Source organism: Myxococcus sp. CA056 (genome assembly GCF_013336715.1).
GTDB lineage: Bacteria > Myxococcota > Myxococcia > Myxococcales > Myxococcaceae > Myxococcus > Myxococcus llanfairpwllgwyngyllgogerychwyrndrobwllllantysiliogogogochensis.
In genome coordinates this window covers 92961-105924 of the sequence record NZ_JABUMT010000001.1, presented here as the reverse complement: position 1 = coordinate 105924, position 12964 = coordinate 92961, and the positions used below count along the sequence as shown (strand labels likewise).

The 12964-nt window shown below is 67.6% G+C and carries 14 protein-coding genes; 12 read left to right on the top strand and 2 right to left on the bottom strand.

The genetic code is table 11. From position 1 onward, the window contains the following. The first annotated feature begins 7 nt into the window (after positions 1-7). The 5 genes from HUA76_RS00435 to HUA76_RS00415 all read left to right on the top strand — a co-directional run bounded on the left by HUA76_RS00435 (position 8) and on the right by HUA76_RS00415 (position 4243). Positions 8-196, top strand: a complete 189-nt coding sequence (locus HUA76_RS00435; protein WP_141644460.1) for a hypothetical protein — start codon at positions 8-10, stop codon at positions 194-196. Positions 197-658: 462 nt separating this feature from the next. After that, a complete protein-coding gene (locus tag HUA76_RS00430) occupies positions 659-1462 on the top strand; it encodes a TadE/TadG family type IV pilus assembly protein (RefSeq protein WP_174454632.1) in 804 nt (267 codons plus the stop codon). Then, positions 1438-2994, top strand: a complete 1557-nt coding sequence (locus HUA76_RS00425) for a hypothetical protein (RefSeq protein WP_174454633.1) — start codon at positions 1438-1440, stop codon at positions 2992-2994. The genes HUA76_RS00430 and HUA76_RS00425 overlap by 25 nt, the downstream gene beginning before the upstream one ends. Before the next feature lie 5 nt (positions 2995-2999). Further along, the gene (locus HUA76_RS00420; RefSeq protein ID WP_174454634.1) at positions 3000-4067 is read left to right on the top strand and encodes a hypothetical protein; all 1068 of its coding nucleotides are present in this window, start codon (positions 3000-3002) and stop codon (positions 4065-4067) included. Continuing rightward, complete coding sequence (locus tag HUA76_RS00415) at positions 4067-4243, top strand: hypothetical protein (RefSeq protein ID WP_174454635.1); 177 nt, start codon at positions 4067-4069, stop codon at positions 4241-4243. Before HUA76_RS00420 ends, HUA76_RS00415 begins: the two co-directional genes overlap by 1 nt. A gap of 21 nt (positions 4244-4264) precedes the next feature. Here the strand turns inward: HUA76_RS00415 and HUA76_RS00410 are convergent, their stop codons facing one another. Then, positions 4265-5506 (bottom strand): ABC transporter substrate-binding protein, encoded by a 1242-nt coding sequence (locus HUA76_RS00410; RefSeq protein WP_174454636.1) that lies wholly within the window; start codon positions 5504-5506, stop codon positions 4265-4267. A 183-nt stretch (positions 5507-5689) separates the two neighbouring features. Between HUA76_RS00410 and HUA76_RS00405 the strand changes: the two genes are divergently transcribed. From HUA76_RS00405 to sufT, 7 genes are read left to right on the top strand one after another with little or no spacing between them, the layout of a single operon-like run. Continuing rightward, positions 5690-6208, top strand: coding sequence for an SUF system Fe-S cluster assembly regulator (locus tag HUA76_RS00405; protein ID WP_141644454.1), 519 nt, complete (start codon positions 5690-5692; stop codon positions 6206-6208). Further along, positions 6205-7641 (top strand): Fe-S cluster assembly protein SufB, encoded by a 1437-nt coding sequence (gene sufB / locus HUA76_RS00400; RefSeq protein ID WP_141644453.1) that lies wholly within the window; start codon positions 6205-6207, stop codon positions 7639-7641. The genes HUA76_RS00405 and sufB overlap by 4 nt, the downstream gene beginning before the upstream one ends. Positions 7642-7643: 2 nt before the next feature. Further along, entirely contained in the window at positions 7644-8435 is a 792-nt protein-coding gene (sufC, locus tag HUA76_RS00395; RefSeq protein WP_141644452.1) for a Fe-S cluster assembly ATPase SufC, read from the top strand. After that, positions 8432-9766 (top strand): Fe-S cluster assembly protein SufD, encoded by a 1335-nt coding sequence (sufD, locus tag HUA76_RS00390; RefSeq protein ID WP_141644451.1) that lies wholly within the window; start codon positions 8432-8434, stop codon positions 9764-9766. Before sufC ends, sufD begins: the two co-directional genes overlap by 4 nt. Beyond that, positions 9763-10986 (top strand): cysteine desulfurase, encoded by a 1224-nt coding sequence (locus HUA76_RS00385; RefSeq protein WP_174459685.1) that lies wholly within the window; start codon positions 9763-9765, stop codon positions 10984-10986. Before sufD ends, HUA76_RS00385 begins: the two co-directional genes overlap by 4 nt. Continuing rightward, positions 10983-11444, top strand: a complete 462-nt coding sequence (sufU, locus tag HUA76_RS00380) for a Fe-S cluster assembly sulfur transfer protein SufU (protein ID WP_141644449.1) — start codon at positions 10983-10985, stop codon at positions 11442-11444. The genes HUA76_RS00385 and sufU overlap by 4 nt, the downstream gene beginning before the upstream one ends. A gap of 18 nt (positions 11445-11462) precedes the next feature. Next, a complete protein-coding gene (sufT, locus tag HUA76_RS00375) occupies positions 11463-12005 on the top strand; it encodes a putative Fe-S cluster assembly protein SufT (RefSeq protein WP_141644448.1) in 543 nt (180 codons plus the stop codon). 116 nt (positions 12006-12121) lie between these two features. On the opposite strand, the gene HUA76_RS00370 is transcribed toward sufT, so the two are convergent. Beyond that, complete coding sequence (locus HUA76_RS00370; protein WP_141644447.1) at positions 12122-12820, bottom strand: type 1 glutamine amidotransferase domain-containing protein; 699 nt, start codon at positions 12818-12820, stop codon at positions 12122-12124. Between the last annotated feature and the right edge of the window lie 144 nt (positions 12821-12964).

Genomic DNA, 12964 nt, shown 5'->3' with positions numbered 1-12964 from the left:
TACAGCGATGGCGAAGTCACCCCGGAGGCTGGGGCTTGTTCGGGCGCGCGGTCAGTCGATGGTGGAGTACGCCGTGGTCACCGCCGCGCTGATGGGCTTTACCGTGATGGGCTGGCCGTTCCTGGTGCAGTTGCTGAACGCACTGCAGCGGTACTTCGGTTCCATCTACTACGTCATCCAGTCGCCCATCCCGTAGGGGCGTGGAGTCGCCCCCGGCATGGGGGCGGGGCCCGTGGCATCGAGGCCAGGACGGAGTTGTGACCCGCGGACGCCGTGAGTGAGGCCGCGCGGGCTTTCCCGTACGTGAGCGCACCGGAACCGCGCCACCTACGTGTTTCCCCCGAAACATCTGCTCAAGCGTGCGAGGGAGGCCTGGCTGCCCCACGGGCCAGCAGGCAGTGCATGGCCTCTCATGCCTCCCAATAATGTCGGGTGTTTGTCATATCTCCGTGTCGTGGGTTCCCACCATGGAGCATGGCTGTATTTGTCCGGTGCATGTGAGGGCAAGCGGCCAAGGTGACGCGATTGTGACGAAGGCAACGCCTCGTGGGGAATGATTGTCATTCGTGTGCAGGGGGCAACATTGCGGGTTTTGAGTGGAGGTTTTGAATCCCCGGGGTTTTGAGGGGGGCGCTGTGGGTGTGGTAGTGATTGGTGTATGCGATGTCGCCTCTGCCTTCGCCTTGCAAGGGCACAGTCTGGACAGGCCGCGGTGGAGTCCGCGATTGTCCTGCCGCTCTTCGTCTTTCTCATCCTGGGCATCCTGCAGTTGGGGTTGATGCACCAGGCGCGGCTCCTGACGAAGTACGCCGCCTACAAAGCGGTGCGGGCCGGCTCCATCCACAACGCGAGCGTGAAGGAGATGGAGCGGGCGGCGGTCGCCGTGCTCCTGCCGATGCTGGCCAAGCGCTCCTCGGGGCCGGACGGCATCGAATATGTCCGCCCGGTGAACAGCGGGCAGGACTTCACGACGAAGTGGAGCGAGCTGAAGAGCAACGAGATGGCGGACACGGACTTGAAGTACGCCGAGGTCACCATCTGCGGGCCGACGAAGGCGGACGTGGGCGGCGGCGGTGGTGAGCTGGACTTCGACGACCCGGACAACGCGACCTCCGACGACTGGAAGCAGAGCCACCGCACCAAGCTGCGTGTGCAGGTGACGTTCAACTACCGGCTCGTCATCCCGTTCGCGGATTGGGTCATCTACAACGCCGCGCGCGCCCGCGACATGCCCATGGTGGTGCGCATGGGCGAGGTGAAGGCGGCGGAGAAGAGCAAGGCCTCCGGGCGCAGGTTCGGGAGCGCCGGCAAGGGCGAGAGCCCCTACGACAGCGCCGCCTCCAAGGGCATCTACATCGCGCCCATCCGCGCCACGTACACGATGCGGATGCAGTCGAATCTCTACCTCAACACCAGCGACCTTCCAGGGAGCAACGTATGCCTCTTCCCGTTCTCCTACTGAGCCGGTCGCGCCGTCGCATCCAGCGCGGACAGGCCATTGTCCTGGGCTCGCTGTCGTTCCTGGTGCTCGCGCTGATGGTGACGCTGAGCTTCAACCTGAGCCACGCGCTGCGCCAGAAGATGAGCCTGCAGCAACATGGCGATGCCATGTCGTTCTCCATGGGCGTGTTGGAGGCGCGGGCACTCAACTATTACGCGGTGACCAACCGGGCCATCGCTGGCTCCTACGTGGCGATGAACAGCCTTCACGCGTACATGGCCACCGCGAGCATCACCGGCCAGATCATGCGCGCGGGGCAAATGAGCTTCCCCCTGATTATCGCGCAGGAGACCGCCAGGTGCGTCGCCTGCAAGGGGACGTGCCCTTGCTGCCAGCACGCGGTGGACGCCGGGCGGGTCATGGAGAAGTTCAGGAAGCAGGGCGATATGTACGACCGGAAGGTCAGGGGGCTGGAGGGGAACTTCAGGAGTGCCATGGAGGGACTGGACCTGATGGTGGACAACATCCACACCTCGCAGCGCTCGGTCCATGAGAAGACCGTGCAGGCGGTGAAGGACGGCTCCAGCCATGGCCTGTCCCGGCTCAAGACCGACGCCGCGCCCAATGTGAGTGACCTGTCTTCGGCGGTGGGTGCCCTCAACGCCAACGAGTTCAATTGCGCCGTGGATGGGATGCAATGCCAGGGCAGTGTGCCGAACTCCTCGCCCGAGGCCCGTGCGCGCGTCGTGACGGAGATTGGCAATGCGAGCCGTTCGGGATGGCCCGCGAACCGGAATATCACTGGGGGTATTCCGACGAATCTTCATCCTGAGTTCGTGAAGGAGGTCCTGGATCTTCCCGGCACGGGGGTGAACACACTGACCCTCCACAAGGGCTCTTCCAAGACGGTGCAGAGTCAGAACAATGTCTACGGAGGCGGTCAGAGTCCGGGCAACCAGGGGTCCACAGTGGCCGCCGCCGAGTCGGGGATCTTCACGCAGGTCTCCTGGCACGAATCGACAGGCCTGCCGTTGCCCTATGACGCCTCCATCTGGAGTGACTCAGGAGGCGGTGGTCACTCCGTCGGTGGGGCGCACCGGGGCCAGCATCGCTTCGAGGGCACCAACGTGCGGGCGCTCACGGCGTGCGCGGGCTCGGGCAACTGCTTCATGAAGTACCGCGCCAACCCGGATGTGAGACGGGACTGGGGTCAGCCGCGCGTCTACAGCTATTACACGATGAAGCTGAACGTGGGTGACCCGAAGAAGGCCCCGTGGGAGCTCAACAACTCCCGGCGCGTGAAGTTCGAGCACGGCGAGCAGGGCGCGGGGGACCTGACGGTGGCGGCTGGCGAGGGCATGAGCCTGTCCAAGTCCCTGGTCTACTACCACCGCTTCAAGCAGGGCGGCTGGTCGGAGCCTCCCAACCTCTTCGCTCCCTACTGGCGCGTGAAGCTGCATCCCTTCACCCCGGCGGAGGCCAAGAAGGTGCTGGAGGACGCGGGCAACAGCGACGCGGCCACCATCGCCGAGGCACCGGAGGTGTCGCTGTGAGGCCCATGAAGAGAGCTGGAACGCGAGTCGCTCGGGGTGCCGCCGCGGTGGAGACCGCCCTGTGCATGCTCGTCATCATCCCCGTGTTCATGTACGCCATCTTCCTGGACGACCTCTTGCGCCACGTGCTGGACGCGCAGGAGACCACGCTCTCCACCGTCTGGGATTACGCGGTGTCGGACTACGCGGCGGAGCCCAAGGGAGGGGATTCCTTCGCGGGCTTCGCCCAGACGCAGGGCCTGGCCCGGCAGATGTATTGCGACCACGAGTCGGGCCTCGACAGCTATGGGCCCGACAAGGGAATCGAATGCAAGGATGACGTGAGCCACCACCAGGAGTTGGTGGCCCACGCGTGCTGGCTGCACCCAGGAGCTCAGCAGGTGGAGTGTACGGTGGAGCAGCAGGCGGTCGGCAGCTACGGGGTCACGCTGCATGCGGCGTACATGACCCGGTTCAACCGGGGCGGGCTCATCCGCTGCTCGGCGCGGAGCGGCGTGCAGAACTACCTGCTCCCCAAGACGCTCTTCTCGGAGTTCAGCGACGTCGACCTGGCCAAGGAGCCGAAGGACAAGGGCGCCAAGGACGTCCACGGGAACGCCAAGAAGAAGCGTGACGTGGAGCAGGACACCTACCTGCTCCCCTGGGAGTACATCGCGCTGGTGACGGACACGTGGGCCCTCACCGAGAGCCAGAGCTTCCAGCCCGGCGACTCGCAGAAGAAGGCAGGCGACCTCTACGCACGCGTGGCGCAGGTGTACACGAACGGCGAGAACGCGGGTTACACCCAGATGCAGACCGCTGCCCAGGCGCTCGTCACGCAGGGCATCAGCAACAAGCTGCTCTCTCCCACGCTGGAGCTCAGCCTCTCGAAGCCCGGTGATGACCCGACCCGGGTCAGCATGTCCATCCGGCCCCAGAACGGTGGCGCGCCGACCCAGCGAATCAATCAGGGCCAGGGCAGTAGCACCTACTTCAACAACGAGTGGCGCGACTGGGACTCCGACAACAACCAGAAGACGCACGACAAGCGCGGCGACTACTACATGGGCTGCAAGAAGCCGGGGGAGTGCTGATGGCGTCGTTGTCGCGTCGCAAGCTGCACGGCCAGTCGATGGTGGAGTACGCCACCGTCACGGCCGCGCTGATGGGCTTCACGGTGATGGGCTGGCCGTTCCTGGTGCAACTGCTCAACGCGCTCCAGCGGTACTTCAGCTCCGTCTACTACGTCATCCAGTCCCCCATCCCTTGAGGACGGGGGACCGGGGCGTCACTACGGCTTCACCGTGGTGACGAACTCCGCCTTGCCGCCGGCGACCTTCAGGACGACGGCTTCCTTCACCGCGTCCCGGTTCGCATCCAGGGTGATGCGCCCCGCCACGCCCGGGAAGTCCTTCGTCGCGGCAATCGCGTCGCGCAGCGCCGGGCCGCTCGTGTCCGGGGCGCGCTTGAGCGCCTCCACCAGCACCCGCGCCGCGTCGTACGACAGCGCCGCCACGCTGTCCGGCACGCTGCCGTACTTCTCCTTGTACCGCGCGAGGAACGACTGCAGCACAGGGTCCGGGTTGCCCGGCGAGTAGTGGTTGGAGAAGTAGCTGCCCTCCAGCGCGGACCCGCCCAGCTCGAACAGCTTGTCGGAGTCCCAGCCGTCACCGCCGAGCAGCGGCACCTTCAGCCCCACCTCGCGCGCCTGCCGCGCGATGATGCCCACGTCCGTGTAGTACCCCGGCACGAACACCGCCTCCGGCTTCACCTGCTTGAGCGCCGTCAACTGCGCGCGGAAGTCCGTGTCGCCCTTCGAGTAGCTCTCGTTGCCGACAATCGTCCCGCCGAACTCCTGGAACTTCGCCGTGAAGACTTCCGCCAGTCCTATCGAGAAGGCGCTCTTGTTGTCCGTCAGCACCGCGACCTTCGACAGCTTCAGGTTCTCCCGAGCGAACTTCGCCATCACCAGGCCCTGGAACTCGTCGATGAAGCAGACGCGGAAGATGTAGTCGCCCTTCTTCGTCACCTCGGCGCTCGTCGAGGTGGGCGTAATCATCGGCACCTTGCCCACCTGCGCCTTCTCCGCCATCGCCATGGATACGGAGGAGGCCGCCTCGCCCAGGATCGCCACCACCCTGTCTTGGGTGATGAGCCGCGTCGCCGCCTGCGCCCCTTCCTCCGGACGCCCCTGGCTGTCGTACACGCGCACCGCCAGCGGGCGGCCCCGCACCCCGCCCGCGGCGTTCGCCTCGTTGAGGGCCAGCTCGATGCCGTTGCGCGCGGAGACGCCGAACGTCGCCTCGCTGCCCGTCAGGCTGCCCACCTCGCCGATGAGGATGGCCCCCTTCGAGTCAGGAGCCACGGCCTGGGCGTCCGAAGCCGCGGGCGCTTGCGCGGGTGTGCCTGCCTGGGTGCCAGCGGCCTGCGTGTCGCCAGCCTGCCCGGTGGGCGGAGTCTCGGTGGGGGCGGACTTCTTCTCGCAGCCCGCCAGGGCCAGGGCCAGCGTGGCGAGCAGCAGCAGTGAACGCATGAGCGGATTCCCTCCGGAAATCAGGACTCCCACCCTAGCCCTCTCCCCCTTGCCCTCCAACCCGGCGCATTTGAGCACGCGGCCCAAAATGCAATGTGGACTAAATCGGTCCAGATTACATATGACGCGCCCGGTGGCCATGAGGCCCCGTGGGAATGGACCCAGAGAGGAGAGGCGTCCCGCATGCTCCGGATGAGCAAGATGACCGACTACGGCATCGTGCTGATGACCGAGCTGGCTCGCGCGGAGGGTGGCACCCGCACCACTCGCGAGCTGGCGGCGCGCACCCGTGTGCCATTGCCCTCGGCCAGCAAGGTGCTCAAGGGCCTGCTGCAGGCGGGGCTCGTGGTGTCGCACCGGGGCGCCAACGGCGGCTACGGGCTGGCGCATCCCGCCGCGTCGCTCTCCCTGGCGGAGCTGGTGGCCTCGTTGGAGGGCCCCGTCTCGCTCACGGAGTGTGGCGTCCACACCACCGGCGGCGCGCCCTGTGAGCTGGAGGCCGTGTGCCAGGTGCGGGGCCACTGGCGGCTCATCAATCAGGCCATTCAGGAGGCCCTGGGGCGCCTGACGCTGGCGGACCTCATCGCCCCTGCGCCGCGCATGCCCGAGCGCCTCATCGGCCTGGGCATCCCCGCGCGGGCCGCCCCGGCAGCCGCCGCCAACACCTCGACATCTTCCGCCACGACAGGAGTTCGCTCATGACCACCGACACCCTCCAGGAACTGACGCGCCGCCCGTACGCGGCCGGCTTCGTCTCCGCGGTGGAGGCGGACACCTTCCCGCCGGGGCTGAACGAGGACGTCATCCGCGCGCTGTCGGAGAAGAAGGGCGAGCCCCCCTTCCTGCTCGAGTGGCGCCTGAAGTCCTACCGCCACTGGCTCACGCTGCGCGAGCCCACGTGGCAGGCCGTCACCTACAAGCCCATCGACTACCAGGCCATCAGCTACTACTCGGCGCCCCGGTTCAAGCCGAAGAAGGACAGCCTGGACGAGGTGGACCCGGAGATTCTCCGCACCTACGAGAAGCTGGGCATCCCCCTGGTGGAGCAGCAGCGGCTGCAGAACGTCGCGGTGGATGCCGTGTTCGACTCGGTGTCCGTGGCCACGACGTTCAAGGACAAGCTGGCCAAGGCGGGCGTCATCTTCTGCTCGTTCTCCGAAGCCGTGCGCGAGCACCCGGAGCTGCTCCGCAAGTACCTGGGCTCGGTGGTGCCGCACTCGGACAACTTCTTCGCGGCGCTCAACTCGGCCGTGTTCAGTGACGGCTCGTTCGTCTACATCCCCAAGGGCGTGCGCTGCCCCATGGAGCTGTCCACGTACTTCCGCATCAACGCCGCGGAGACGGGCCAGTTCGAGCGCACCCTCATCGTCGCCGACGAGGGCTCGTACGTGAGCTACCTGGAGGGCTGCACCGCGCCCCAGCGCGACACCAACCAGTTGCATGCGGCCGTGGTGGAGTTGGTGGCGCTCGAGGGGGCCACCATCAAGTACTCCACGGTGCAGAACTGGTATCCGGGTGACGCGGAGGGCAAGGGCGGCATCTACAACTTCGTCACCAAGCGCGGCATCGCCCACAAGCGCGCGAAGATTTCGTGGACGCAGGTGGAGACGGGCTCGGCGATTACGTGGAAGTACCCGAGCGTCATCCTCAAGGGGGATGACTCGGTGGGCGAGTTCTACTCGGTGGCGCTCACCAACAACCTCCAGCAGGCGGACACGGGCACGAAGATGGTGCACCTGGGGAAGAACACCCGCAGCACCATCGTGTCCAAGGGCATCTCCGCGGGACGCGGGCAGAACACGTACCGCGGGCTGGTGAAGGTGCTCAAGAGCGCGGAGAACGCGCGCAACTACACGCAATGCGACTCGTTGCTCCTCGGAGACAAGTGCGGCGCCCACACGGTGCCGTACATCGAGGTGAAGAACGCGTCGGCGCAGGTGGAGCATGAGGCGTCCACGTCGAAGATTGGCGAGGATCAGCTTTTCTACTGTCGGCAGCGCGGCATCTCTCAAGAGGACGCGGTGTCGATGATTGTGAATGGCTTCTGCCGGCAGGTGTTCAAGGAGCTCCCCATGGAGTTCGCGGTGGAAGCACAGAAGCTGCTCGGAGTGAGTCTGGAAGGGAGCGTGGGGTAGGTATGGCTTTGCTGTCCGTTCGGAATCTGCACGCCCGTGTGGGCGACAAGGACATCCTCAAGGGCATCGACCTGGAGGTGGGCGCCGGAGAGGTGCACGCCATCATGGGGCCCAATGGCTCTGGGAAGAGCACCCTGGCGAGCGTGCTCGCGGGGCGGGATGCCTATGAAGTGACGAAGGGCGAGGTCCTCCTCGACGGCAAGCCGTTGTTGGAGCTGGCCCCCGAGGCGCGCGCCGCCGAAGGTGTCTTCCTCGCCTTCCAGTACCCGGTGGAGATTCCGGGCGTGGGCAATCTGCACTTCCTTCGCACCGCGCTCAACGCGCAGCGCCGGGTGAAGGGGCTGGAGGAACTGGACGCGATGGACTTCCTCCAGATGGCCAAGGAGAAGTCCAAGCTGGTGCAGCTCGACGCGGCCTTCATGAACCGCTCGGTGAACGAGGGGTTCTCCGGCGGCGAGAAGAAGCGCAACGAAATCTTCCAGATGGCGGTGCTGGAGCCGCGTCTGGCCATCCTCGACGAGACGGACTCAGGGCTGGACATCGACGCCCTGCGCACGGTGGCGGGTGGGGTGAACGGGCTGCGCTCGCCCCAGCGCGCCATGGTGGTGATTACGCACTACCAGCGGCTGTTGGACTACATCGTCCCGGACAAGGTCCACGTCATGGCGGGCGGGCGAATCATCCGCTCCGGTGGACGCGAGCTGGCGCTGGAGCTGGAGGAGAAGGGCTACGGCTGGCTGGGGCTTCAGGACGGCAAGGGTGCCGCGACGAAGGGCGGGGAGGCACGGCGATGACGCCGGGGCTGACTCGTTATGTGGACGTGGCCTCGCGCTTCCAGGCGCGGGACACGGCGACCACGCCCGCGTGGCTCCAGCGCGTGCGGCAGGAGGGGCTCGCGCACTTCGCGCGGCTGGGTCTGCCCACGACGCGTGACGAGGCGTGGAAGTACACGAACCTCGCGCCCATCGCGGACGGGGCCTTCGTGCCTTCCGCGACTGCGGGGAGCACGGCGGAGCTGGCGGCGGTGGTGGCGCGGCTCGCGCTGCCCGGTCCCCGGCTGGTGTTCGTGGATGGTCGGCTGTCGCCGGAGCTGTCGTCGGTGGCGGGCCTGCCGCGGGGCCTGACGCTGAAGCCGCTGCGCGACGCACTGGTGGAGGACGGGGCATTCCTGGAGGCGGAGCTGGGGCAGCGGGCGCTCGCGGCGGAGCATGCCTTCACGGCGCTCAACGCGGCGTTGCTGGAGGACGGGGCCGTGCTGCGCCTGGCGCCGGGGGCGCTGAGCGAGGTGCCCGTGCAGCTCGTCTTCCTGACCCGGGGTGATGCGCCGGTGCTGGCCAGTCCGCGCATCCTCGTGGTGGCGGGAGAGGGCAGCGAGGCGACGCTGGTGGAGACGTATGCCAGCGCGACGGGCGGCGGCTCGGGCCAGGGCTTCACCAACGCGGTGACGGAGGTGACGCTCGGCGACAACGCCAGCTTGAAGCATTACCGGCTCCAGGCGGAGGGTGACGCGGCGGTGCACGTGGGAGGTCTGCACGTGCGGCAGGGCCGTGACAGCCGCTTCGTGTCGCACACCTTCGCCTTTGGCGGCGTGCTGGCTCGCAACGAGGTGCATGTCACCTTCGCGGGCGAGGGCGGCGACGCCACCCTCAATGGCCTGTACGTGGGGCGCGGAACGCAGCACCTGGACCAGCGGACGGCGCTGGACCACGCAGTGCCCCGCTGCACCAGCCGCGAGCTGTACAAGGGCGTGCTGGATGACCGCGCGCGAGGCACCTTCCACGGACTGGTGAAGGTGCGGCAGGACGCGCAGCGCACGGACTCGCGGCAGCAGAACCGCAACCTGCTCCTGTCGGAGCACGCGCAGGCGGACACCCGGCCGCAGCTCGAAATCCTGGCGGACGATGTGAAGTGCGCGCACGGCGCCGTGGTGGGGCGGCTGGACGCGCAGGCGCTGTTCTATCTGCGCTCGCGAGGCATTCCCCGCGCGGAGGCGGAGCGGTTGCTCACGTATGCCTTCGCTCGGGAGTTGGTGGATGCGGTGCCGGAAGGGCCGGTGCGCGCGAGCGTGGAAGGGCTGCTCGCCCCGAAGCTTCCGGGTGCACCCCGGACGGAGGTGACGGCATGAGCACGTTCGACGTGCAGCGCGTCCGTCAGGACTTCCCCCTGCTTCACCAGGAGGTGCGGGGCCGGCCCCTGGTGTACCTGGACAGCGCGGCGACGGCGCAGAAGCCGCAGGCCGTCATCGACGCCATCGTCCGCTTCTACCAGCACGACAACGCCAACGTTCACCGGGGGGTCCACGTCCTCTCGGAGCGGGCCACCGAGGCCTACGAGGGCGCGCGTGAGACGGTGCGTGGCTTCCTCAACGCTCGGGACGCGCGGGAAATCATCTTCGTGCGCGGTACCACCGAGGCCATCAACCTGGTGGCGCAGACGTATGGCCGCAAGCACGTGGGGCCCGGGGATGAAATCCTCATCACCCAGATGGAGCACCACGCGAACATCGTCCCCTGGAAGATGCTCTGCGAGCAGACGGGGGCGACGCTGCGGGTGATTCCGGTGGATGACCGGGGCGAGCTCGTGCTCGACGCGGTGGACGCGCTGCTCACGGAGAAGACGCGCATCCTCGCGGTGACCCACGTGTCCAACGCGCTGGGCACCGTGAATCCGGTGAAGGAGCTGACGCGCCGGGCCCACGCCAAGGGCATCCCCGTGCTGGTGGATGGGGCGCAGTCGGTCACGCACTTCCCGGTGGATGTGCAGGACCTGGGCTGCGACTTCTATGCGCTGAGCGGGCACAAGCTGTTCGGCCCCACGGGCATCGGCGTGCTGTACGGGCGCCTGGAGCGCCTGGAGCCGATGCCTCCGTATCAGGGCGGCGGCGACATGATTCTCTCCGTGACGATGGAGAAGATTACGTACAACCGCGTGCCGCACCGGTTCGAGGCGGGGACGCCGAACCTGGAGGGCGCGGTGGGACTGGCCGCCGCCATCCGCTATCTGCAGACGTTGGGGCTGGACGCCATCGCCGAGCATGACCGGGCGTTGATGGCCTACGCCACGCAGGCGCTGGAGTCGGTGCCGGGGCTGCGGCTGGTGGGCACCGCGCGCGAGAAGGCGGGCGTGCTGTCCTTCACGCTGGAGGACATCCATCCGCACGACGTGGGGACGATTCTGGACCGCGAGGGCATCTGCATCCGCACGGGCCACCACTGCGCGCAGCCGGTGATGCAGCACTTCAAGCTGCCGGCGACGGCGCGGGCGTCCCTGGCGCTCTACAACACGCGCGAGGATGTGGACGCGCTCGTGCGGGGACTGCACAAGGTGAGGGAGGTGTTCCGATGAGCTCGGGCTCGGACGACTTGAAGGACCTCTACCAGGAGGTCGTGCTGGAGCACTCCAAGAGGCCGCGCAACTACCGCGTGGTGGAGGGCGCCAACCACGAGGCGGCGGGGCACAACCCGCTGTGCGGAGACCAGCTCTCCGTGACGATGAAGGTGGATGGAGACGTCATCCGCGACATCGGCTTCCAGGGGCAGGGGTGCGCGATTTCCCGCGCGTCGGCGTCGCTGATGACCGGGGTGGTGAAGGACAAGACGCGCGCGGAGGCGGAGGCCCTCTTCGAGAAGGTGCACAAGCTGGTGACGGAGGGGCCGGAGTCGGTGGACGTGGAGGCGCTGGGCAAGCTCGCGGTGCTGTCCGGCGTGAGCGAGTTCCCCGCCCGGGTGAAGTGCGCCAGCCTCGCGTGGCATACGATGCGCGCGGCGCTGGAAGGGCGAGATGAAGCGGTTTCCACGGAGTAGGGAAGGAGGGAGCGGACCATGCGAGGCGTGACGGCGATGCTGGAGCGGGAGGTTCCCGCGACCATCATTCCCAGTGGTGACAGGGTGGTGCTGCCGGAGGGCGCGGAGCTGCGGGTGATGCAGACCCTGGGCGGCAACATCACGGTGCAGGACCCCTACGGGCAGCTCTTCCGCATCGACGAGAAGGACGGCGCGGCGCTGGGCGCGGAGTATGCGCCGCAGGAGAAGGCCGCCGGGGACGCGAGTGCCTTCCACGAGGAGCAGGTCTGGGAGCAGCTGCGCACGGTGTATGACCCGGAGATTCCGGTGAACATCGTGGAGCTGGGCCTGGTGTACGCGTGCAAGGCGGAGCCGCTGCCGGAAGGCGGCCAGCGCGTGGACATCCAGATGACCCTGACAGCGCCCGGCTGCGGCATGGGCCCGGTGCTGGTGGACGACGTGCGCACCAAGGTGGGCTCGGTGCCGGGCGTGAAGGAAGCCAACGTCGAGCTGGTCTGGGACCCGCCCTGGGACCAGGGCCGGATGACGGACGTGGCGCGGCTCCAGCTCGGCTGGATGTGACGCGCGGAGCGGCTGTTCGCGCGTGAAGTCGTCGTCGCCGAGCCGTGTGCCCCCGCACGCGGCTCAGGCGTGCGCCCGGGGTACCCTCGTGAGGTCCCCGCTGTGCATGAGGCGCGTCAGCGTGACGCGAGCCTGCGGACGCCGAAGCTCAAGGCCGCCGTGGCGAGGCTCCCCGCGAGCAGCCGAGGCCAGCGGCGCGTCGGCTCCGTCGGAGCATGGTAGCGCGCGGGCGCGGGGTGCTCCCCGGCGTGGCGGATGCGCTCGCGCACCTCCGGCATCTTCTCCTCGAACAGCTCCACCATGGCGCGCTCGAAGAGGGGCAGGTCTTGCGGCCCCCGGCTGGAGACCCAGTTGTCGTCGCGCACCATCGCCTCGTCGCGCCACTGCGCGCCGGAGTTCTTCACATCGTCGCGGATGCCGGGCCACGAGGTGAGCGTGCGCCCCTCGGTGAGCCCCGCCGAGATGAGCAGCCACGGCGCGTGACAGATGATGGCGATGGGCAGGTTGAGCGAATCCGCGTCGTGGATGAAGTCCTTCGCGAGCGCGCTCTGCCGGAGCGTGTCCGGGTTGATGAGACCTCCGGGCAGGAGCACCGCGTCGAAGTCCGCCGCCTTCACGTCCTTCAGCGTCGCGTCCACGCGGACCTTCTTGCCGGGGAGCATGTGGTTCATGCCTCGGATGTGGCCGGGCAGGAGCGACACGAGGGTCACCTCCGCTCCCTGGCGCTCCAGCTTCTTGACTGGCCGCGTCAGCTCCACCTGCTCGAAGCCGCTCGTCGCCAGCACCGCCACCCGCAAGCCCTTCAGCTTCTTCATCGCGCGCTCCTGTCCCCTGGACGCTCCGGACTCTGTGCATGGTGGTGCGTCCCTGCATGACGGGATGAAGCAGGCAGGCGGGCAGGCGTCGTTGTGCCTCCCGGGTCGCCGTGCTACCGACCCGACACCCTGTCCGGGACATCG